The organism is Streptomyces sp. NPDC020597 (assembly GCF_044335095.1).
Classification (GTDB): Bacteria; Actinomycetota; Actinomycetes; order Streptomycetales; family Streptomycetaceae; genus Streptomyces.
The window spans coordinates 1-20,493 of the sequence record NZ_JBIRUL010000008.1; the positions used below are offsets into that span (position 1 = coordinate 1).

Sequence of the window (20,493 nt, forward strand, 5' to 3'; positions counted from 1 at the left end):
GGTGACCTCGCCGGCCACGTGCACCAGACCGGTCGTGATCAGGGTCTCGACGGCGACCCGGGATGCCGGGTCCTCACGCAGCAGGGCGTCGAGGATGGTGTCGCTGATCTGGTCAGCGATCTTGTCGGGGTGACCCTCGGTCACAGACTCCGAAGTGAACAGGCGACGGGACACAACGCTCCCTGGGGTTGCAGCGGCTGCTGGCTGATCATTGGCGGACGCGACAGGAGCTGCGCCCGGCGTCGTCCGAGAACAGTTTATCGGTCGTGCCCCGCCACGGGCCCACCCGTCTCGCCTCTCGGGAGCGCTGTGACCTGCGGCACGGGCATTCTGCCGAATGCCCGCCGCCCTTGGCCAGGGGACGCGGACCCGAATCCGGCCGGGCCGGTCGTGATCGGGACCGTGCCGGGCGGTCAGCCCAGGCGCTCCGCCACCAGGTCCCACACGATGTCGGCGAGGGCCTCCTTCGGGCCGTGGGCCACGGGGGTTTCACTGCCGTCGGCCCCCAGCACGACGGCCTCGTTCTCCTCGGAGCCGAACGTCCTGCGCTCCCCGACCTCGTTCACCACGAGGAGGTCACAGCCCTTGCGCCGCAGCTTCGTGCGGCCGTTCGCCAGCACGTCGTCGGTCTCTGCGGCGAAGCCGACAACCACCTGGTTGGGGCGCGCCCGGTCGGCGGACAGCTCCGCGAGGATGTCCGGATTTCGCACCAGGACGACGGGGGCGGGCTCCTCGCCGTCCTTCTTCTTGATCTTGCCTGAGGCGTAGGTCTGCGGCCGGAAGTCGGCCACCGCGGCGGCCATGACGACCGCGTCGGCGTCGCCCGCGGCCTTCAGGACCGCCTCGCGCAGCTGTACGGCCGTGCCGACCGCGACCACGTCGACCCCCGCGGGGTCGGGCAGACCGGTGTTGGCCGCTATGAGCGTGACGCGGGCGCCGCGGGCGGCGGCGGTGCGGGCCAGGGCGTACCCCTGCTTGCCGGAGGAGCGGTTGCCGAGGAAGCGGACCGGGTCGAGGGGCTCCCGGGTGCCGCCGGCACTGATCACGACGTGCCGGCCGGCCAGGTCGGGTTCCCGCACGCCTCTGGCCAGGACGCGGCGGCACACCTCGAAGATCTCCGCCGGGTCGGGCAGCCGGCCCTTGCCGGTGTCGACGCCGGTGAGACGCCCGACGGCGGGCTCGATCACCAGGGCACCCCGGCGGCGGAGCGTGGCCACGTTCTCCTGGGTGGCCGGGTGCTCCCACATCTCGGTGTGCATCGCGGGGGCGAAGACGACCGGACATCGGGCGGTGAGGAGCGTGTTGGTGAGGAGGTCGTCGGCCAGGCCGTGGGCGGCCTTGGCGAGCATGTCCGCCGTGGCGGGAGCGACGACCACCAGATCGGCGTGCTGGCCGATGCGGACGTGCGGGACCTCGTGGACGTCGTCCCAGACCTCCGTGGAGACGGGGTGGCCGGAGAGGGCGGACCAGGTGGCGGCGCCGACGAAGTGCAGTGCGGACGCGGTGGGCACGACACGCACGTCATGTCCCGACTCGGTCAGTCTGCGCAGCAGCTCGCAGGCCTTGTAGGCGGCGATGCCGCCGCTGACCCCCAGAACGACCTTCGGCTTGTCCACCGCTTCTCCCCGGACCTCGGCGCGCGTACGCCGCGGCTCCCGGCGTACGGGTCCATCACACACCACAGGCCCGGCAGTCGCGCTGCCGGGCCTGTGGAAAAACCCACGGTGAGCCGAAAATACTACTGCGCGGGGCCCTCGACGGCCTCGGACGTCAGCAGACCGGCGTTGATCTCGCGCAGGGCGATCGACAGCGGCTTCTCGTGGACGTGGGTGTCGACGAGCGGACCGACGTACTCGAGGAGGCCCTCGCCGAGCTGCGAGTAGTACGCGTTGATCTGACGCGCCCGCTTGGCCGCGTAGATCACGAGGCTGTACTTCGAGTCGGTGGCCTCGAGGAGCTCGTCGATCGGCGGGTTGATGATGCCCTCGGGCGCGGAGATGGAAGAGGACACGCTCTACCTTCCGATGGATGGGAAAAAATAGGTCATGATCACAGATTCGTGATCACACAACATCCATCAAGGCTAGCAGCTCGCGTGCCACGTCCTCGACGGAGGTGTTGACCAGGGTGACGTCGAACTCCGGCTCGGCCGCGAGTTCGACCTTCGCCGCCTCCAGGCGGCGCTCGATCACCTCGGGCGGTTCGGTGCCCCGCCCGGTGAGCCTGCGCACCAGCTCGTCCCACGAGGGAGGGGCCAGGAACACCAGCCGGGCCTCGGACATGGACTCACGGACCTGCCGGGCGCCCTGGAGGTCGATCTCCAGGAGCACCGGCTCGCCCGACTCCAGGCGCTCCAGCACGGCGGCGCGCGGAGTTCCGTAGCGGTTGCCGGCGAACTCGGCCCACTCCAGCAGCTCGCCGTTGGCGATCAGCTTGTCCATCTCGTCGTCGGTGACGAAGAAATAGTGGACGCCGTGCCGTTCGCCGGGCCGGGGCTTACGCGTCGTCGCCGACACCGAGAGCCAGACCTCGGGGTGTTCTTTGCGCATATGAGCGACGACCGTGCTCTTACCGACCCCGGAGGGGCCGGAGAGCACGGTCAGCCGCGGACGTGCGTCCGGGGGTTCGGGGGTCGTCCCCCGGAGGTTTACTGCCATGCAGCGATTATTCCAGCAATCCCGGAGTGCCCGGGACTCCCTTCCGGCAGGACCCCGGGATCAGGAGCCGGTGCTGCCGAACTCACGCTCCAGGGATGCGATCTGGTTGGAGCCGAGGCCGCGCACGCGACGGCTCTCGGAGATGCCGAGCCGCTCCATGATCTGCTTGGCGCGGACTTTGCCCACGCCCGGGAGCGACTCCAGGAGGGCGGAGACCTTCATCTTGCCGATGACGTCGTTTTCCTGACCCTGCTTGATGACCTCGTGAAGGGAGGCGCCGGAGTGCTTCAGTCGATTCTTGACCTCGGCCCGCTCCCGGCGAGCCGCGGCGGCCTTTTCGAGCGCGGCTGCGCGCTGTTCGGGGGTAAGGGGCGGAAGAGCCACGCCTACGTCACCTCGGATGTCGAACTGTCGGATACGGACCGGTGAGGAACCTAGCGGCCCCACACCTGGTGAGATACGAGCAACACGCTCTGCCCGTTCACTCTCCGTCGGAGACTAGCGGCCAACTCCGCCAGAGTCAGCGAGAACAGAGGAAAAGTCCTGGTCAGCCTCCGCAGGGCCGGACATTTACGACATAATGCCCCTGATTTGAGAATGTATCCAGGCTCAAGTCGCCCCCGAGCCGCCCCACCGAACCCCCGGTCGGGCGGCCGGCGCCGCTCCGGCGGAGGTCAGGCGGCGGTCACGGCGGCCCGGACCTCGTACGCGAACCGCTCCACGGCGTCACGCAGAGCGACGACGTCGGGACCGTGACGCAACACGCCCCGGCTCACGTTCGGGACGACGTTGCGCACCGCGGACCCGAAGACCCGGGGAAGATCGGCCGGCGTCGCCCCCTGGGCGCCCACCCCGGGCGCGAGGAGCGGACCGTTGATGTCCAGGTCGTACGTCGAGAGGTCGCCCAGCGTGGCCCCGACGACCGCGCCGAAGGAGCCCAGGGGTTCCTCCCCCACGTTCTCGGCGGCCAGGTGCGCCAGCATCGTCGCGCCCACGTCCCGCCCGTCGGGCCGCACCGCGTGCTGGACCTCGCCGCCCTCCGGGTTGGACGTCAGCGCCAGGACGAACAGACCGGCGCCGCTCTCCCGGGCCAGCGCCACCGCCGGCGACAGCGATCCGTAGCCGAGGTAGGGGGAGACGGTGAGGGCGTCGGAGAACAGCGGCGCGTCCTTGTGCAGGAACGACTCGGCGTACGCCGCCATGGTCGAGCCGATGTCGCCCCGCTTGGCGTCCATCACGACCAGGGCGCCCGCCGCCCTCGCCTCCTGCACCGCCTTCTCCAGGACGGCCACCCCGCGCGAGCCGAACCGCTCGAAGAAGGCGCTCTGCGGCTTCAGCAGGGCGACCCGGTCGGCCGTCGCCTCCACGACCGTGCGGCTGAACCGCTCCAGACCCGCGACGTCGTCGTTCAGACCCCACTCGGCGAGCAGGGAAGCGTGCGGGTCGATGCCGACGCACAGCGGACCGCGTTCGTCCATGGCCCGCCGCAGCCGCGCGCCGAAGGGCTCGCTCGTCATGCCGTCTTCCTCACGTCGGCGCCGACCGCGTCGGCGAGGGTGGCGTAGGGGCTCGTCCGCAGACGGGCGGCGAGTCCCTTGTGGATGGCCCGGCCCCAGAAGGGCCCTTCGTAGACGAAGGCGCTGTACCCCTGCACCAGGGTCGCGCCGGCCAGGATGCGCTGCCAGGCGTCCTCGGCGTTCTCCACACCGCCGACGCCGACCAGGGTCACGCGGTCGCCCACGCGCGCGTAGAGGCGACGCAGCACCTCGAGGGACCGGGCCTTGACGGGCGCTCCGGACAGCCCGCCGGTCTCCTTCACCACGGAGGGCTCGGACGTCAGGCCGAGGCCCTCGCGGGCGATGGTGGTGTTCGTGGCGATGATCCCGTCCAGACCGAGCTCCACGGCGAGGTCGGCGACCGCGTCGACGTCCTCGTCGGCGAGGTCGGGGGCGATCTTCACCAGCAGCGGGACGCGGCGCGAGACGACGGCACGGTCGGCGGCCTCGCGCACGGCGCTCAGCAGCGGTCGCAGCGCCTCGGTGGCCTGCAGGTTCCGCAGCCCCGGCGTGTTCGGCGAGGACACGTTGACGACCAGGTAGTCGGCGTACGGCGCGAGCCGCTCGGCCGACTTCACGTAGTCGGCGACGGCCTCCTCCTCCGGCACGACCTTGGTCTTGCCGATGTTGACGCCGACCACGGGCTTGAAGACGGGCGTCCGGGAGGCGAGACGGGCGGCGACCGCCAGCGAACCGTCGTTGTTGAAGCCCATGCGGTTGATCAGCGCCCGGTCCCCGACCAGCCGGAACAGCCGCTTCCTGGGGTTTCCGGGCTGCGGCTCGCCGGTGACCGTGCCGATCTCGACGTGGTCGAAGCCGAGCATCGCCATGCCGTCGATCGCGACGGCGTTCTTGTCGAAGCCGGCCGCGAGCCCGAACGGGCCGTGCATGCGCAGCCCGAAGGCCTCCGTGCGCAGCTCCTTGTAGCGGGGGGCGAGCGCGGCGGCCACGAACGTGCGCAGCACGGGAACGCGCACGGCGAGGCGGATCCAGCCAAAGGCCAGGCAGTGGGCCTGCTCGGGGTCCATCCGCTGGAAGAGGAGCTTGAAGAAGATCTTGTACATGGTTCCCTCATGAAGAGGGGGACACCGTTTCCGGTGTCCCCCTCTTCAGCTGCTAGTCGCGAGCCGCGGTCAGGTGTTCGGCGTGTTCCTGGAGCGAGCGGACGCCCACCTCGCCCCGGTTGAGGGCGTCGATGCCCTGGACGGCGGCGGCCAGCGCCTGCACCGTCGTCAGGCACGGCACCGACCGCGCCACGGCCGCCGTACGGATCTCGTAGCCGTCGAGCCGGCCGCCGGTGCCGTACGGGGTGTTCACGATGAGGTCGACGTCACCGTCGTGGATGTGCTGGACGATCGTCTTCTCGCCGTTCGGGCCGGCGCCCTCGGACTGCTTGCGCACCACGGTGGCGTTGATGCCGTTGCGCTTGAGGACCTCGGCCGTGCCGGAGGTGGCGAGCAGTTCGAAACCGTGGGCCACCAGCTCACGCGCGGGGAAGATCATCGAGCGCTTGTCCCGGTTGGCAACCGAGATGAACGCGCGGCCCTTGGTGGGCAGCGGGCCGTACGCGGCCGCCTGCGACTTGGCGTACGCCGTGCCGAAGACGGAGTCGATGCCCATGACCTCGCCGGTGGAACGCATCTCCGGGCCGAGGACGGTGTCGACGCCCCGGCCGGAGGTGTCCCGGAAGCGGGTCCACGGCATCACGGCCTCCTTGACGGAGATCGGCGCGTCCAGCGGCAGCTCGCCGCCGTCGCCGGTCGCCGGGAGCAGCCCCTCGGCGCGCAGCTCGGCGATGGTCGCGCCGAGCGAGATGCGGGCGGCGGCCTTGGCCAGCGGTACCGCGGTCGCCTTCGAGGTGAAGGGGACCGTACGGGACGCGCGGGGGTTCGCCTCGAGGACGTAGAGGATGTCGCCGGCCATCGCGAACTGGATGTTGATCAGGCCGCGCACGCCGACGCCCTTGGCGATCGCCTCGGTGGAGGCCCGCAGGCGCTTGATGTCGAAGCCGCCCAGGGTGATGGGAGGCAGGGCGCACGCCGAGTCGCCGGAGTGGATGCCGGCCTCCTCGATGTGCTCCATCACGCCGCCGAGGTACAGCTCGTCGCCGTCGTACAGCGCGTCGACGTCGATCTCGATGGCGTCGTCGAGGAAGCGGTCGACGAGGACTGGCCGGGTGGGGCTGATCTCGGTCGACTCGGCGATGTAGGAGGACAGGCGGGTCTCGTCGTAGACGATCTCCATGCCGCGGCCGCCGAGCACGTACGAGGGCCGGACGAGGACCGGGTAGCCGATCTCGTCCGCGATGGCCTTGGCCTCGGCGAAGGTGGTGGCGGTGCCGTGCTTGGGGGCAGGCAGGCCGGCCTCGGCGAGCACGCGTCCGAAGGCGCCCCGGTCCTCGGCCGCGTGGATGGCCTCCGGGGAGGTGCCCACGATGGGCACGCCGTTGTCCTTGAGGGCCTGCGCCAGCCCCAGCGGGGTCTGGCCGCCGAGCTGCACGACGACACCGGCGATGGGACCGGCCTGCGCCTCCGCGTGGACGATCTCCAGCACGTCCTCGAGCGTCAGCGGCTCGAAGTACAGGCGGTCGGAGGTGTCGTAGTCGGTGGAGACCGTCTCCGGGTTGCAGTTGACCATCACGGTCTCGTACCCGGCGTCGGACAGCGCGAAGGAGGCGTGGACGCAGGAGTAGTCGAACTCGATGCCCTGGCCGATGCGGTTCGGGCCGGAGCCCAGGATGATCACCGCGGGCTTCTCGCGGCGTGCGACCTCGGTCTCCTCGTCGTAGGAGGAGTAGAAGTACGGCGTCTTCGCGGCGAACTCGGCGGCGCAGGTGTCGACCGTCTTGTAGACGGGCCGGACGCCCAGGGCGTGCCGGACCTCGCGGACGACGTCCTCGCGCAGCCCGCGGATCTCGGCGATCTGCTGGTCGGAGAAGCCGTGCCGCTTGGCCTCGGCGAGCAGGCCGGCCTCCAGGCGGTCGGCCGCGGCCAGCTCGTCGGCGATCTCCTTGATGAGGAAGAGCTGGTCGACGAACCAGGGGTCGATCTTCGTGAACTCGAAGACCTCCTCGGGCGTGGCGCCCGCGCGTACGGCCTGCATGACGGTGTTGATCCGGCCGTCGGTGGGCCGCACGGCCTCCCGCAGCAGCTCGTCCTTGTCACCGGGCTCGCCGACGAACGTGAACTGGCTGCCCTTCTTCTCCAGCGAGCGCAGCGCCTTCTGGAAGGCCTCGGTGAAGTTGCGGCCGATGGCCATGGCCTCGCCGACCGACTTCATGGTGGTCGTGAGGGTGGAGTCGGCGGACGGGAACTTCTCGAAGGCGAACCGCGGGGCCTTGACGACCACGTAGTCGAGCGTCGGCTCGAAGGAGGCCGGGGTCTCCTGTGTGATGTCGTTGGGGATCTCGTCGAGGGTGTAGCCGACGGCGAGCTTGGCCGCGATCTTGGCGATCGGGAACCCGGTCGCCTTCGAGGCCAGGGCCGACGAACGCGACACGCGCGGGTTCATCTCGATGACGATGATGCGGCCGTCGACGGGGTTGACCGCGAACTGGATGTTGCAGCCGCCGGTGTCGACGCCGACCTCGCGGATGATCGCGATGCCGATGTCGCGCAGGCGCTGGTATTCGCGGTCGGTCAGCGTCATCGCGGGCGCGACGGTGATCGAGTCACCGGTGTGGACGCCCATGGGGTCGAAGTTCTCGATGGAGCAGACGACCACGACGTTGTCGTTCTTGTCGCGCATCAGCTCCAGCTCGTACTCCTTCCAGCCGAGGATGGACTCCTCCAGGAGCACCTCGGTGGTCGGGGAGAGCGTCAGGCCCTGGCCGGCGATGCGGCGCAGCTCCTCCTCGTCGTGGGCGAAGCCGGAACCGGCGCCGCCCATGGTGAAGGAGGGGCGGACGACGACGGGGTAGCCGCCGAGCGTCTCCACGCCCGCGATCACGTCGTCCATGGAGTGGCAGATCACGGACCGGGCGGACTCGCCGTGCCCGATCTTCTGGCGGACGGCCTCGACGACGCCCTTGAAGAGGTCGCGGTCCTCGCCCTTGTTGATCGCCTCGACGTTGGCGCCGATCAGCTCGACGCCGTACTTCTCCAGCACACCCTGCTCGTGCATGGAGATCGCGGTGTTGAGGGCCGTCTGGCCGCCGAGCGTCGGCAGCAGGACGTCCGGGCGTTCCTTGGCGATGATCTTCTCGACGTACTCGGGGGTGATCGGCTCGACGTAGGTGGCGTCGGCGATCTCCGGGTCGGTCATGATCGTCGCCGGGTTGGAGTTGACCAGGATCACCCTGAGGCCCTCGGCGCGCAGGATGCGGCACGCCTGGGTGCCGGAGTAGTCGAACTCGGCGGCCTGGCCGATGACGATCGGGCCGGAGCCGATGACCAGGACGGACTGGATATCGGTGCGCTTAGGCACGCTGGCCCTCCATCAGGGATACGAAGCGGTCGAACAGGTAGGCGGCGTCGTGCGGGCCCGCTGCCGCTTCGGGGTGGTACTGGACGGAGAAGGCCGGCTGGTCGAGCAGCTGCAGCCCCTCCACGACGTCGTCGTTGAGGCAGACGTGCGAGACCTCGGCTCGGCCGAACTTCGTCTCGCTGACCTTGTCGAGCGGCGCGTCCACGGCGAAGCCGTGGTTGTGCGCGGTGACCTCGACCTTGCCGGTCGTGCGGTCCTGGACCGGCTGGTTGATGCCGCGGTGGCCGTACTTCAGCTTGTAGGTGCCGAAGCCGAGGGCGCGGCCGAGGATCTGGTTGCCGAAGCAGATGCCGAACAGCGGCGTCCGGCGTTCGAGGACCTCGGTCATCAGCGCGACGGGGCCGTCGGCGGTGGCCGGGTCGCCCGGGCCGTTGGAGAAGAACACGCCGTCGGGGTTCACGGCGTACACCTCGTCGGCCGAGGCCGTCGCGGGCAGCACGTGGACCTCGATGCCGCGCTCGGCCATGCGGTGCGGGGTCATGCCCTTGATGCCGAGGTCGATGGCGGCCACGGTGAACCGCTTCTCGCCGACCGCGGGCACCACATAGGCCTCCTTGGTGGCGACCTCCTCGTACAGGCTCGCGCCCTTCATGTGCGGCTGGGCCTGCACGCGCGCGAGGAGCTCGGCGTCCGGGGCGATCGCCTCGCCGGAGAAGACGCCGGCCCGCATCGAGCCGCCCTCGCGCAGGTGGCGGGTGAGGGCGCGGGTGTCGATGCCGCAGATCCCGACGATCCCCTGGGCGACGAGCTCGTCGTCCAGGGAGCGCCTGGCGCGCCAGTTGGAGGGCACGCGCGCGGGGTCGCGCACGACGTAGCCGGAGACCCAGATGCGGCCGGACTCGTCGTCCTCGTCGTTCCAGCCGGTGTTGCCGATCTGGGGGGCGGTCGCGACGACGATCTGGCGGTCGTACGACGGGTCGGTCAGGGTCTCCTGGTAGCCGGTCATGCCGGTGGAGAACACCGCTTCGCCGAAGGTCTCCCCCACGGCCCCGTAGGCGCGGCCGCGGAAGATGCGGCCGTCCTCCAGGACGAGTACGGCGGGAGTCCTGGCGGCTCCCCTGGTGGAGGTCGTCATCGTGCGCCTTCCGTCGTGTTGTTCTTGATCATGGAGTTGATGGCGTCGACCCAGGCGGCGTGCTCGGCCGCGTGGTCCGAGCGGAAGCCGGAGTCGATCAGCCTGTCGCCGTGCGCCCACGTCACCACGAGCAGTCCGCCCTCGGTGAGGACCTTGCCGGCGATGCCCTTGCCGAGCAGGGCCTCGCGCAGCGCGTCGGCCGGGATGAAGAAGTCGTTCGCGCCCGGTCGTACGACGTCGAGTCCCGCGTCCGTCAGGGTGAGCTCGACCCGGCTGCGCGCGCCCAGGCCGTGCGCCACGATGCGGTCGAGCCACTGCCCGGCGGTGGTGGAGCCGTGGTAGCGGCCGCTCATGCTCAGTCTCGCCGGGCCGAGGGCGTCCGGCATTCCAGGCAGCGGCGGCGTGCCGCCTCCGTCGACGGTGGCGGCGGGCGACGGGCGGACGGGCAGCTCGGGGATGTCGCCCTGGAGCGTGCCGCGCCACTTCCAGCCCTCGCGCATCAGCCAGTACACGAGCGCGACGAACAGTCCGAGGCCGACCACCCAGCCGGCCCGGGCGGCCCAGTCGGTCACTTGGGCCGATTCCTTCTCGGCCGCGAGCAGTAGTGCAGATGTCACGTGAGCTTCCCGTCGACGAGCGTGGCCTTGCCCCGGAGCCACGTGTGCGTGACACGGCCCGGCAGCTCACGACCCTGGTACGGGGTGTTCCGGCTGCGCGAGGCGAAGCCCGCGGGGTCCACGGACCCACGGTATTGCGTGTCGACGAGCGTGAGGTTGGCGGGCTCACCTGCCGAGACGGGACGGCCGTGGCCCTTGGCCCGCCCGATGGCGGCGGGCCGGAAGGACATCCGGCTCGCGACCCCGGCCCAGTCCAGCAGGCCCGTCTCCACCATCGTCTCCTGGACCACCGACAACGCGGTCTCCAGGCCGACCATGCCCATGGCGGCCGCGGCCCACTCGCAGTCCTTGTCCTCGTGCGGGTGCGGGGCGTGGTCGGTGGCGACGATGTCGATGGTGCCGTCGGCGAGCGCCTCCCGCAGGGCCAGCACGTCCTTCTCGGTGCGCAGCGGCGGGTTCACCTTGTAGACCGGGTTGTAGGAACGGACCAGCTCGTCCGTGAGGAGGAGGTGGTGCGGGGTCACCTCGGCGGTGACGTCGATGCCGCGGGACTTGGCCCAGCGGACGATCTCGACCGAGCCGGCGGTGGAGAGGTGGCAGATGTGGACGCGGGAGCCGACGTGCTCGGCGAGCAGGACGTCCCGGGCGATGATCGACTCCTCGGCGACCGCGGGCCAGCCGCCCAGCCCCAGCTCGGCGGAGACGACGCCCTCGTTCATCTGGGCGCCCTCGGTCAGCCGCGGCTCCTGCGCGTGCTGGGCGACCACCCCGCCGAAGGCCTTCACGTACTCCAGGGCCCGGCGCATGATCACGGCGTCGTCGACGCACTTGCCGTCGTCGGAGAAGACGGTGACGCCGGCGGCCGACTCGTGCATGGCGCCCAGCTCGGCGAGCTTCCTGCCCTCCAGGCCGACGGTGACGGCGCCGATGGGCTGGACGTCGCAGTAGCCGTGCTCCTGCCCGAGCCGGTAGACCTGCTCGACCACGCCGGCGGTGTCGGCGACCGGGAAGGTGTTGGCCATGGCGAAGACGGCCGTGTAGCCGCCGGAAGCGGCCGCGCGGGTGCCGGTCAGCACCGTCTCGGAGTCCTCGCGGCCCGGCTCGCGCAGATGGGTGTGCAGGTCGACCAGGCCCGGCAGCAGCACCTTGCCGGCGGCTTCGACGACCTCGGCGCCCTCGGCGCTCAGGGCCGTGCCCACCTCGGCGATCGTGGAGCCGTCGATCAGGACGTCCTGCTGCTCGCCGCCGAGCACCTTCGCACCACGGATCAGGATCTTGCTCATGGACTTACTTCTCCTCGGTGGTACGGGCGTGGCTGACGGCGGGTTCGTTGCCGCCCAGGAGCAGGTAGAGGACGGCCATCCGGATGGACACGCCGTTGGCGACCTGTTCGACGACGGTGCAGCGCTCGGAGTCGGCGACCTCGGCGGTGATCTCCATGCCGCGGACCATCGGGCCGGGGTGCATGACGATCGCGTGCTCGGGCATCCGCGCCATCCGGTCGCCGTCGAGGCCGTAGCGCCGCGAGTACTCGCGCTCGGTCGGGAAGAACGCGGCGTTCATCCGCTCGCGCTGCACGCGCAGCATCATCACGGCGTCGGACTTGGGCAGCGTGCTGTCGAGGTCGTAGGACACCTCGCAGGGCCAGGTCTCGATGCCGACCGGCACCAGGGTGGGCGGGGCGACGAGGGTGACCTCGGCCCCGAGCGTGTGCAGCAGGTCGACGTTGGAGCGGGCGACCCGGCTGTGCAGCACGTCGCCGACGAGCGTGATGCGCTTGCCGGAGAGGTCCCGGCCGAGTCCGGCGTCCCGGCCGACCAGTCGGCGGCGCATGGTGAAGGCGTCCAGGAGGGCCTGGGTGGGGTGCTGGTGGGTGCCGTCGCCCGCGTTGACGACGACGGCGTCGATCCAGCCGGACGTGGCCAGGCGGTAGGGCGCCCCTGAGGCGCCGTGCCGGATGACGACCGCGTCGACGCCCATGGCCTCCAGGGTCTGCGCGGTGTCCTTCAGGGACTCGCCCTTGGAGACGCTCGACCCCTTGGCGGAGAAGTTGATGACGTCCGCGGAGAGGCGCTTCTCGGCGGCCTCGAAGGAGATGCGCGTGCGCGTGGAGTCCTCGAAGAAGAGGTTGACGATGGTGCGGCCGCGCAGGGTGGGCAGTTTCTTGATGGGCCGGTCGGCGACCCGGGCCATCTCCTCGGCGGTGTCGAGGATCAGGACGGCGTCGTCGCGGGTGAGGTCGGCGGCCGAGATGAGATGACGCTGCATCTGTCAGGCTCCGTAAGGCAGTTCAGACATGGGGAGATCACGGGCGTGCAGGGGCACGACGGCGCGGCGCGCGGCGACGGGGCCGCACGCGCGCGTGCTACTGCTGGGCGGTCTGCTTTACACCGAGCAGCACGGTGTCGCGACCGTCCTCCTCGGCGAGCAGGACCTTGACCGTCTCCCGCAACGACGTGGGGAGGTTCTTGCCGACGTAGTCGGCGCGGATGGGCAGTTCCCGGTGGCCGCGGTCGACGAGGACCGCGAGCTGGACCGCGCGCGGGCGTCCGAGGTCGTTCAGCGCGTCGAGGGCGGCGCGGATGGTGCGGCCGGAGAAGAGCACGTCGTCGACGAGGACGACCAGCCTGCCGTCCAGGCCGTCACCGGGGATCTCGGTGCGGGCCAGCGCACGCGGCGGGTGCATGCGCAGGTCGTCGCGGTACATGGTGATGTCGAGGGAGCCGACCGGAACCTTGCGGTCGGTGATCTGCTCGAGCTTGTCGGCGAGCCGCCGGGCGAGGAAGACGCCGCGGGTCGGAATGCCGAGCAGCACCACGTCGTCGGCGCCCTTGGCGCGTTCGACGATCTCGTGGGCGATGCGGGTCAGCACGCGCGCGATGTCGGGGGCCTCGAGTACGGGCCGGGCATCGGTTTGCCGCGGGTCCTGCTGGGTGTCCTGCTTGTCCATACGAAACGGACCTCCTTCTCCGCCTCACGGGACGGACCTTAAAGGACGTCGGATTTGCGCCAACCACGCTACCAGGCCCGAGGGGCGCCCCTGATCACCCCCCTGGCCCAATCGGCCATCGATACCACGGAAGAGTCGGTGTGGACCATTCGGCTTGACGCAGAAGAATCACGCTGCGTAACCTCACAGTGAGTTACCAGCACGCGGTTCGTGCCGCGTCGACCCATTGCCGGGAGCTATATGTCCAGCGAATACGCCAAGCAGCTCGGGGCCAAGCTCCGGGCCATCCGCACCCAGCAGGGCCTTTCCCTCCACGGGGTCGAGGAGAAGTCCCAGGGACGCTGGAAGGCGGTCGTGGTCGGATCGTACGAGCGCGGCGACCGCGCCGTGACCGTGCAGCGTCTTGCCGAGCTGGCGGACTTCTACGGCGTCCCCGTGCAGGAACTGCTGCCGGGCACCACCCCGGGCGGGGCGGCCGAGCCCCCGCCGAAGCTGGTCCTGGACCTGGAGCGGCTGGCCCACGTGCCGGTCGAGAAGGCCGGCCCGCTGCAGCGGTACGCGGCCACGATCCAGTCCCAGCGCGGCGACTACAACGGCAAGGTGCTGTCTATCCGCCAGGACGACCTGCGCACCCTCGCCGTCATCTACGACCAGTCGCCCTCGGTCCTCACCGAGCAGCTGATCAACTGGGGCGTGCTGGACGCGGACGCCCGGCGCGCGGTCGCCCACGAGGAGGGCTGAGGCCCCAGCGGGCCCACAGAGCTCTGCAGAAACGTGCCGCCGGGTTGGCCGGAATCGGATGGTTCCGGCCGCCCGACTCGGTCCGGGTACGCCGGAGGGCCCACAGCCTGCGCTGTGGGCCCTCCGGCGTGTACGCCCTCGAGAGGGACGCGTGAGACTGCGCAACGAGCCCCAGGCGGCCCGCAGGCCCCGTGGGGCCCGCGGTCGCCGGACTCTGCGCCGTCGGCTACTCGCCGGTCCGGCGCAGCGACGGCTTGAGCTCCTTCAGCCTGCCGAGCAGACCGTTGACGAACGAGGGCGACTCGTCCGTGGAGAACTCCTTCGCCAGCTGCACCATCTCGTCGAGGACGACCGCGTCCGGGGTCTCGTCGGCCCAGATGAGCTCGTACGCGCCGAGACGCAGCAGGTTGCGGTCGACGACCGGCATCCGGTCGAGCGTCCAGCCGACCGCGTACTGGGCGATCAGCTCGTCGATGCGCCGCGTGTGCTCCGCGTAGCCCTCGACCAGCTGCATGGTGTACTCGCTGACCGGCGGCTGCCGGGTGTCGGCCCGGGAGAGCCGGATCCAGTCCGCGAGGACCGTCAGGACGTCGACTCCGCGCTGGTCGCCCTCGAAGAGGATCTGGAAGGCGCGCTTGCGGGCCGTGTTGCGGGCAGCCACGGTTAGCTGTTCACCCGGCCGAGGTAGTCGCTGGTCCGGGTGTCGACCTTGATCTTCTCACCGGTGGTGATGAAGAGCGGGACCTGGATCTGATGACCGGTCTCCAGGGTGGCGGGCTTGGTGCCGCCGGTGGAGCGGTCGCCCTGCAGGCCCGGCTCGGTCTCCTGCACCACGAGCTCGACGGCGGCCGGCAGCTCCACGAAGAGCACCTCGCCCTCGTGCTGCGCGACGGTGGCCGTGAAGCCCTCGATCAGGAAGTTGGCCGCGTCTCCGACAGCCTTGCGGTCGACCATGAGCTGGTCGTAGGTCTCCATGTCCATGAAGACGAAGTACTCGCCGTCCATGTACGAGAACTGCATGTCGCGCTTGTCGACAGTGGCGGTCTCGACCTTGACGCCGGCGTTGAACGTCTTGTCGACGACCTTGCCGGAAAGCACGTTCTTGAGCTTGGTGCGCACGAAGGCGGGGCCCTTGCCGGGCTTGACGTGCTGGAACTCGACGACGGACCAGAGCTGCCCGCCTTCCAGCTTGAGCACCAGGCCGTTCTTGAGGTCGTTCGTGGAAGCCACGGTTGCGGAATCTCCTGGACTGACGACGACCCCGGGGCACGCACTCCTACAGCGCGAGCAGCTCCTTGGTCGTGATGGTGAGTAGCTCGGGTCCGCCGTCCGCCTCGGGGCGCACGACGAGCGTGTCATCGATCCGGACGCCGCCCCGGCCCGGGAGGTGTACCCCGGGTTCGACGGTGACCGGCACGCAAGCGTCCAGTTTACCCATGGCCGCGGGGGTCAACTGCGGGTCCTCTTCGATTTCCAGTCCGACACCGTGCCCGGTGAGCGCCAAAAGGCCCTCGGCGTGCCCCGCGGAGTCCAGGATCTGGCGTGCCGCCCGGTCCACGTCGCGGCAGGCCACGCCCGGCGCCAGGGACTCCCGTCCGGCCCGCTGAGCGGCGAAGACGAGGTCGTACAGCTCGATCTGCCAGTCGGCGGGGGACGTGCCGATCACGAACGTGCGGCCGATCTCGCAGCGGTAGCCGCGATAGGCCGCGCCCAGGCAGACGGAGAGGAAGTCGCCCTCCTCGACGCGCCGGTCCGTGGGGCGGTGGCCGCGGCGACCGGAGTTCGGCCCGGTGGCGACGGAGGTGGTGAAGGCCGGGCCGTCGGCGCCGTGGTCGACGAGGCGCCGCTCCAGTTCGAGGGCGAGATGCCGCTCGGTGCGCCCCACCAGGATCGACTCCAGCAGCTCCCCCAGCGCCTGGTCGGCGATCTCGGCGCCGATCCGCAGACAGGAGATCTCCTCCTCGTCCTTCACCACTCTGAGCTGTTCGACCGCGCAGCCCAGGTCGGCCAGGCGCAGTCGGGGCGCCACGGAGCGCAGTTCGCGGTGGCGGACCATCGTCAGGTGGTGCTCCTCGACGGCCAAGGAGTCGCCGCCCTGGGCCGTGAGCAGGTCGGCGGCGGCCACCGCCGGGTCCCCTCCGGCGTGGGGCAGGGTGTGGACCCGCAGGGACTCGTCCGGCCGGCCCTCCCCCGGGCGGTCGTCGGCCGGCCCGGAGCAGACGAGGAGATCCTCGCTCCGGCCGAGCAGCAGGACGGCGCCCTGAGGGGCGGCGCCCGCGAGATACCTCACGTTGGCCGGGCGGGAGACGAGCGCAGCCGCGCTTCCGGCCGCGTTGCAGCGCTCGCGCAGGCTATTTCGGCGGGACGCGTAGACCTCTGACATGAGTCGAGCCTAGGAGCGTCGGCCGGATCACGCCGGTTGGAGAGGCGTTCGGGGGACGGGAGGGCCTCCGCGCGGCTCCTGGGCCCGGTCCGTTACCACTTCGGGGGGCTGGCGATCGCCCGTGCCAGGACGTCGTCCAGGACCCTCGCCGTGGTGGGGACGTCCAGCTGGGAGTTGTCGATGATCGGCAGGCCGGAGCCGTACCAGCCGGCCATGCGGCCGTGGATGCGGGCCACCTCCTCGTCGGTGAGGCGGCGGTTGCCGGAGCGCTCGGCGTTGCGCTCCAGGACGACCTCCAGCCCGGGCAGCAGGACGACGGGCAGCAGGCCGGGGCCCACATGCCGCTTCCAGCCTCCGAGGCCGACGGCCGGGCGGTCGGGGAAGATCGCGTCGTCGAGGATGCACGAGATGCCGTTGGCCAGGAAGTTGCGCGCGGCGAAGCCGCAGGTGCGGCGGGCCAGGCGGTACTGCGCCTCGGAGTGGTCGTTCCATCCGGACTGCGGGTCTGCGAAGCCCGAGCGGACCCATTCCCGCACGTCGTCGAGGCTGACGTGGGCGGTCGGCACCCGGCGGTGATCGGCCCAGAACTTGGCGACGCTGGTCTTGCCGGCGCCCGCCGGACCGATCAGCAGCACCGCGAGGGTGGTCGCCCCGGGGTCGGGGGCGACCGGGGCGGGCGGCGCGCTGGGCATGGCGACCGGGCCGCCCGGGGGCAGCGGCACATGTCCGGTGACGTCGGGACCCGGCGGGGCGGGGGCGTGCTGCGGGGCGGGTGGGTGCGGCACGGGCGGCACCGGCGGGTGGGGGGCCGGCGGGACCGGGCCCGAGGGGGCCCCGAGGTGACCCGGCTGCGGCGGCGGGGCGCTGCCCGGCTGGTGCGGGCCGGGGTGATGTGCGGCCGGCGGCCAGCCGGCGGCCGGACCGTGCCCCGGCTGGTGGGGCGGCGGCAGCGGAGAACCCACTGCGTGCTGCATCCGGTGCCACTCCGTCTCGTACAGGCAATGGGCGCTGGTCGTGACGGGGGCCGCGGCCCCCTTCGGGACTGAACGGTACCGCCCCCGGCCGTCGTTCGGTGAACGGCCGGGGGCGGTCGGAAGTGCCCGGCGCGGCAGGCGGATTCCGGCGGAGGAGGACCGGGCGCGCCTGACCGCGTGCTTCCCCGTCGGGCTACTCGCCCACCTCGCCGTACGCGGCGAGCAGGACGGCCGGGTCGGGGCCCTCGAGCACGGTGGGCCTGGCCAGTCCGTCCAGGACGATGAACCGCAACAGGTCGCCGCGGGACTTCTTGTCGACCTTCATGGTCTCCAGCAGCCGGGGCCACTGGTCGTGGCGGTAGTGCAGCGGCAGGCCCACCGACTCCAGGACCGTGCGGTGGCGGTCGGCCGTCGCGTCGTCCAGCCGGCCGGCGAGGCGGCCCAGTTCCGCGGCGAAGTGCATGCCGACGGAGACCGCCGCGCCGTGCCGCCACTTGTAGCGCTCGTTCTTCTCGATGGCGTGCGCGAGGGTGTGGCCGTAGTTGAGGATCTCCCGCAGGCCCGACTCCTTCAGATCCGAGGACACCACGTCCGCCTTGACCCTGATGGAGCGTTCGATGAGCTCCGCGGTGTGCGGGCCCGCCGGGGTGCGGGCCGCCTCGGGATCGGACTCGATCAGCTCGAGGATCACCGGGTCGGCGATGAACCCGGCCTTGATGATCTCGGCGAGCCCGGAGACGTAGTCGTTGACCGGGAGGGAGTCGAGCGCCGCCAGGTCGCACAGCACACCGGCCGGCGGGTGGAACGAACCGACGAGGTTCTTGCCCTCGGCGGTGTTGATGCCGGTCTTGCCGCCGACGGCCGCGTCGACCATGGCGAGCACGGTCGTCGGGACGGCGATCCAGCGCACCCCCCGCAGCCAGGTCGCGGCGACGAACCCGGCGAGGTCGGTGGTGGAGCCGCCGCCGACGCCCACCACGACGTCCGAGCGGGTGAACCCGGACTGGCCGAGCGCCTTCCAGCAGTACGCGGCGACCTCGGCGGTCTTGGCCTCCTCCGCGTTGGGCACCTGGATCGCGACGGCCTCGTACCCCTGCCCGGCGAGATCGGCCCGGAGCGCGTCGCCGGTCTCGGCCAGCGCCTCGGGGTGGATCACCGCGACCCGCTTGACCCGGTCGCCGATCAGCCCGGCGAGCTCGCCCAGCAGCGCACGGCCGATCAGGACCTCGTACGGGTCGGTGCCCGCGCTGCCGCCGACCTGGATCCGGGTCACTGACTCGCTGCTCATGCTTCCTTCAACTCCAAAGCGTCCAGGGCGATGCGTCCGACCTCTTCGGGGGTGCGGCCGTCCGTCGCGACCACGGCCGTGGCCACGCTCTCGTAGAGGTGGCGGCGGGCCTCCATCAACTCGCGCCACTGCTTGCGCGGGTTGACGGCGAGCAGCGGGCGGGCCGCGTTGAGTCCGGTGCGCTTGACGGCTTCCTCGACGTCCATGGCCAGGTAGACCACGCGCCGCCCGGCCAGCAGGCCGCGGGTGTCGGCGTCCAGGATCGCGCCGCCGCCGAGCGCCAGGACGCCGTCGTGCTCGTCGAGTGCGCGCCGCACGGCCCGTTTCTCGATCGCGCGGAACGCCTCCTCGCCGTCGTCGACGAAGATCTCCGCGATGCTGCGGTCCTGCTCGGCCACGATGTCGTCGTCGGTGTCCCGGTAGCCGACGCCGAGCCGTTCGGCGAGCAGCTGCCCGACGGTGGACTTGCCGACGCCCATCGGACCGACCAGGACGACCAGCGGCCCGTTCATCGGATGTGCAGGTTGTCGAGGTACGAGCGCACGTTGCGGCGGGTCTCGGCGACGCTGTCGCCGCCGAACTTCTCAGCCACCGCGTCCGCCAGCACCAGCGCGACCATCGCCTCGGCGACGATCCCGGCGGCCGGGACCGCGCACACGTCGGAGCGCTGGTGGTGCGCCTGCGTCGCCTCGCCCGTGGCGACGTCGACCGTCTGCAGGGCCCGCGGGACGGTCGCGATCGGCTTCATCGCCGCGCGCACACGCAGCAGTTCGCCGGTGGTCAGCCCGCCCTCGGTGCCGCCGGAGCGGCCCGAGGCGCGCCGGATCCCGTCGCCGGTGGCGAGGATCTCGTCGTGCGCCTTCGAGCCGGGCACGCGCGCGAGGTCGAAGCCGTCACCGACCTCGACGCCCTTGATCGCCTGGATGCCCATCAGCGCGCCGGCCAGGCGGGCGTCCAGCCGGCGGTCCCAGTGCACGTGCGAACCGAGGCCGACCGGGACGTCGTACGCCAGCACCTCGACGACGCCGCCGAGGGTGTCGCCGTCCTTGTGGGCCTGGTCGATCTCCGCGACCATCGCCTTCGAGGCGTCCGCGTCCAGGCAGCGCACCGGGTCCGCGTCCAGCTTCTCCACGTCCGCGGGGGTCGGGTACACGCCGTAGGGCGCCTTCGCGGCGGCCAGCTCGACGACGTGGGAGACGATCTCGATGCCGGCCGTCTCCTTGAGGTACGAACGGGCGACCGCGCCGAGTGCGACCCGGGCGGCCGTCTCCCGCGCAGAGGCGCGCTCCAGGATCGGCCGGGCCTCGTCGAAGCCGTACTTCTGCATCCCGGCGAGGTCGGCGTGGCCGGGACGCGGCCGGGTGAGCGGGGCGTTGCGGGCGAGGCCGGCCAGCACCTCCGGGTCGACCGGGTCCGCCGACATGACCTGCTCCCACTTCGGCCACTCCGTGTTGCCCACCATGACGGCCACCGGGGAGCCCATGGTCAGGCCGTGCCGGACGCCGCCGAGGAAGGTGACCTCGTCGCGCTCGAACTTCATGCGCGCACCACGCCCATAGCCGAGCCGCCGCCGCGCAAGATGGTCGGCGACCATCTCCGTGGTGATCGGCACGCCGGCGGGAAGGCCCTCCAGCGTCGCGACAAGTGCGGGACCGTGGGATTCCCCCGCGGTCAGCCAACGCAGCCTGCTCAACGATGCTCCTCAGTGCTCGCGCCCTGTACTGCTCTGCGCACGCGCGTACGTCGCGTACGTCGTCGGCGTGACCG

At 71.2% G+C, this 20,493-nt stretch carries 21 protein-coding genes; 1 reads left to right on the plus strand and 20 read right to left on the minus strand.

The genetic code is table 11. From position 1 onward, the window contains the following. The 13 genes from ACH4ZA_RS15830 to pyrR all read right to left on the minus strand — a co-directional run. On the minus strand, window positions 1-174 hold a 174-nt coding region (locus ACH4ZA_RS15830), incomplete at its 3' end, for an S-adenosylmethionine synthetase N-terminal domain-containing protein (RefSeq protein WP_391039454.1). Window positions 175-413: 239 nt separating this feature from the next. Further along, a complete protein-coding gene (gene coaBC, locus ACH4ZA_RS15835) occupies window positions 414-1,616 on the minus strand; it encodes a bifunctional phosphopantothenoylcysteine decarboxylase/phosphopantothenate--cysteine ligase CoaBC (RefSeq protein ID WP_398429889.1) in 1,203 nt (400 codons plus the stop codon). A gap of 122 nt (window positions 1,617-1,738) precedes the next feature. Beyond that, a complete protein-coding gene (rpoZ, locus tag ACH4ZA_RS15840; protein WP_003988945.1) occupies window positions 1,739-2,011 on the minus strand; it encodes a DNA-directed RNA polymerase subunit omega in 273 nt (90 codons plus the stop codon). A 52-nt stretch (window positions 2,012-2,063) separates the two neighbouring features. Continuing rightward, window positions 2,064-2,657: a guanylate kinase gene (gene gmk / locus ACH4ZA_RS15845; RefSeq protein WP_398429891.1), complete on the minus strand. Its 594-nt coding sequence runs from the start codon at window positions 2,655-2,657 to the stop codon at window positions 2,064-2,066. A gap of 60 nt (window positions 2,658-2,717) precedes the next feature. Further along, window positions 2,718-3,041, minus strand: a complete 324-nt coding sequence (locus ACH4ZA_RS15850; RefSeq protein WP_003977346.1) for an integration host factor — start codon at window positions 3,039-3,041, stop codon at window positions 2,718-2,720. A 290-nt stretch (window positions 3,042-3,331) separates the two neighbouring features. Continuing rightward, window positions 3,332-4,174 (minus strand): orotidine-5'-phosphate decarboxylase, encoded by an 843-nt coding sequence (gene pyrF / locus ACH4ZA_RS15855; protein WP_398429893.1) that lies wholly within the window; start codon window positions 4,172-4,174, stop codon window positions 3,332-3,334. Next, window positions 4,171-5,277, minus strand: coding sequence for a quinone-dependent dihydroorotate dehydrogenase (locus ACH4ZA_RS15860; RefSeq protein ID WP_398429895.1), 1,107 nt, complete (start codon window positions 5,275-5,277; stop codon window positions 4,171-4,173). Before ACH4ZA_RS15860 ends, pyrF begins: the two co-directional genes overlap by 4 nt. Before the next feature lie 52 nt (window positions 5,278-5,329). Then, window positions 5,330-8,638 (minus strand): carbamoyl-phosphate synthase large subunit, encoded by a 3,309-nt coding sequence (gene carB / locus ACH4ZA_RS15865; RefSeq protein ID WP_398429897.1) that lies wholly within the window; start codon window positions 8,636-8,638, stop codon window positions 5,330-5,332. Beyond that, complete coding sequence (gene carA, locus ACH4ZA_RS15870; protein ID WP_398429899.1) at window positions 8,631-9,773, minus strand: glutamine-hydrolyzing carbamoyl-phosphate synthase small subunit; 1,143 nt, start codon at window positions 9,771-9,773, stop codon at window positions 8,631-8,633. The genes carB and carA overlap by 8 nt, the downstream gene beginning before the upstream one ends. Further along, a complete protein-coding gene (locus tag ACH4ZA_RS15875) occupies window positions 9,770-10,390 on the minus strand; it encodes a hypothetical protein (RefSeq protein WP_398429901.1) in 621 nt (206 codons plus the stop codon). Before ACH4ZA_RS15875 ends, carA begins: the two co-directional genes overlap by 4 nt. Beyond that, window positions 10,387-11,673 (minus strand): dihydroorotase, encoded by a 1,287-nt coding sequence (locus tag ACH4ZA_RS15880; RefSeq protein ID WP_398429903.1) that lies wholly within the window; start codon window positions 11,671-11,673, stop codon window positions 10,387-10,389. Before ACH4ZA_RS15880 ends, ACH4ZA_RS15875 begins: the two co-directional genes overlap by 4 nt. A gap of 4 nt (window positions 11,674-11,677) precedes the next feature. Beyond that, on the minus strand, window positions 11,678-12,658 hold the full coding sequence (locus ACH4ZA_RS15885) for an aspartate carbamoyltransferase catalytic subunit (protein ID WP_398429904.1): 981 nt from the start codon (window positions 12,656-12,658) through the stop codon (window positions 11,678-11,680). Between the two features lie 97 nt (window positions 12,659-12,755). Then, entirely contained in the window at window positions 12,756-13,340 is a 585-nt protein-coding gene (pyrR, locus tag ACH4ZA_RS15890) for a bifunctional pyr operon transcriptional regulator/uracil phosphoribosyltransferase PyrR (protein WP_398429906.1), read from the minus strand. Window positions 13,341-13,580: 240 nt separating this feature from the next. Between pyrR and bldD the strand changes: the two genes are divergently transcribed. Next, window positions 13,581-14,081: a transcriptional regulator BldD gene (gene bldD / locus ACH4ZA_RS15895; protein WP_107444999.1), complete on the plus strand. Its 501-nt coding sequence runs from the start codon at window positions 13,581-13,583 to the stop codon at window positions 14,079-14,081. 226 nt (window positions 14,082-14,307) lie between these two features. Here the strand turns inward: bldD and nusB are convergent, their stop codons facing one another. From nusB to aroC, 7 genes are all read right to left on the minus strand, one after another. Then, the gene (nusB, locus tag ACH4ZA_RS15900; protein WP_398429907.1) at window positions 14,308-14,742 is read right to left on the minus strand and encodes a transcription antitermination factor NusB; all 435 of its coding nucleotides are present in this window, start codon (window positions 14,740-14,742) and stop codon (window positions 14,308-14,310) included. Window positions 14,743-14,744: 2 nt separating this feature from the next. Next, window positions 14,745-15,311: an elongation factor P gene (efp, locus tag ACH4ZA_RS15905; RefSeq protein ID WP_020117452.1), complete on the minus strand. Its 567-nt coding sequence runs from the start codon at window positions 15,309-15,311 to the stop codon at window positions 14,745-14,747. Between the two features lie 46 nt (window positions 15,312-15,357). Next, a complete protein-coding gene (locus ACH4ZA_RS15910; RefSeq protein WP_398429909.1) occupies window positions 15,358-16,464 on the minus strand; it encodes an aminopeptidase P family protein in 1,107 nt (368 codons plus the stop codon). 92 nt (window positions 16,465-16,556) lie between these two features. Then, complete coding sequence (locus ACH4ZA_RS15915; RefSeq protein WP_398429910.1) at window positions 16,557-17,438, minus strand: Pro-rich N-terminal domain-containing protein; 882 nt, start codon at window positions 17,436-17,438, stop codon at window positions 16,557-16,559. A gap of 193 nt (window positions 17,439-17,631) precedes the next feature. Next, a complete protein-coding gene (aroB, locus tag ACH4ZA_RS15920; protein WP_398429911.1) occupies window positions 17,632-18,726 on the minus strand; it encodes a 3-dehydroquinate synthase in 1,095 nt (364 codons plus the stop codon). Beyond that, on the minus strand, window positions 18,723-19,238 hold the full coding sequence (locus tag ACH4ZA_RS15925; protein ID WP_398429912.1) for a shikimate kinase: 516 nt from the start codon (window positions 19,236-19,238) through the stop codon (window positions 18,723-18,725). The genes aroB and ACH4ZA_RS15925 overlap by 4 nt, the downstream gene beginning before the upstream one ends. Continuing rightward, the gene (gene aroC, locus ACH4ZA_RS15930) at window positions 19,235-20,419 is read right to left on the minus strand and encodes a chorismate synthase (protein WP_398429914.1); all 1,185 of its coding nucleotides are present in this window, start codon (window positions 20,417-20,419) and stop codon (window positions 19,235-19,237) included. Before aroC ends, ACH4ZA_RS15925 begins: the two co-directional genes overlap by 4 nt. Between the last annotated feature and the right edge of the window lie 74 nt (window positions 20,420-20,493).

Excerpts from the sequence above, each read along its gene's own strand:
- gmk (WP_398429891.1), bottom strand. The coding sequence starts at position 2,657 with ATGGCAGTAAACCTCCGGGGGACGACCCCCGAACCCCCGGACGCACGT.
- pyrF (WP_398429893.1), bottom strand. The coding sequence starts at position 4,174 with ATGACGAGCGAGCCCTTCGGCGCGCGGCTGCGGCGGGCCATGGACGAA.
- ACH4ZA_RS15860 (WP_398429895.1), bottom strand. The coding sequence starts at position 5,277 with ATGTACAAGATCTTCTTCAAGCTCCTCTTCCAGCGGATGGACCCCGAG.
- carA (WP_398429899.1), bottom strand. The coding sequence starts at position 9,773 with ATGACGACCTCCACCAGGGGAGCCGCCAGGACTCCCGCCGTACTCGTC.
- ACH4ZA_RS15880 (WP_398429903.1), bottom strand. The coding sequence starts at position 11,673 with ATGAGCAAGATCCTGATCCGTGGTGCGAAGGTGCTCGGCGGCGAGCAG.
- ACH4ZA_RS15885 (WP_398429904.1), bottom strand. The coding sequence starts at position 12,658 with ATGCAGCGTCATCTCATCTCGGCCGCCGACCTCACCCGCGACGACGCC.
- pyrR (WP_398429906.1), bottom strand. The coding sequence starts at position 13,340 with ATGGACAAGCAGGACACCCAGCAGGACCCGCGGCAAACCGATGCCCGG.
- bldD (WP_107444999.1), top strand. The coding sequence starts at position 13,581 with ATGTCCAGCGAATACGCCAAGCAGCTCGGGGCCAAGCTCCGGGCCATC.
- ACH4ZA_RS15910 (WP_398429909.1), bottom strand. The coding sequence starts at position 16,464 with ATGTCAGAGGTCTACGCGTCCCGCCGAAATAGCCTGCGCGAGCGCTGC.
- ACH4ZA_RS15915 (WP_398429910.1), bottom strand. The coding sequence starts at position 17,438 with ATGCAGCACGCAGTGGGTTCTCCGCTGCCGCCGCCCCACCAGCCGGGG.
- aroB (WP_398429911.1), bottom strand. The coding sequence starts at position 18,726 with ATGAGCAGCGAGTCAGTGACCCGGATCCAGGTCGGCGGCAGCGCGGGC.
- ACH4ZA_RS15925 (WP_398429912.1), bottom strand. The coding sequence starts at position 19,238 with ATGAACGGGCCGCTGGTCGTCCTGGTCGGTCCGATGGGCGTCGGCAAG.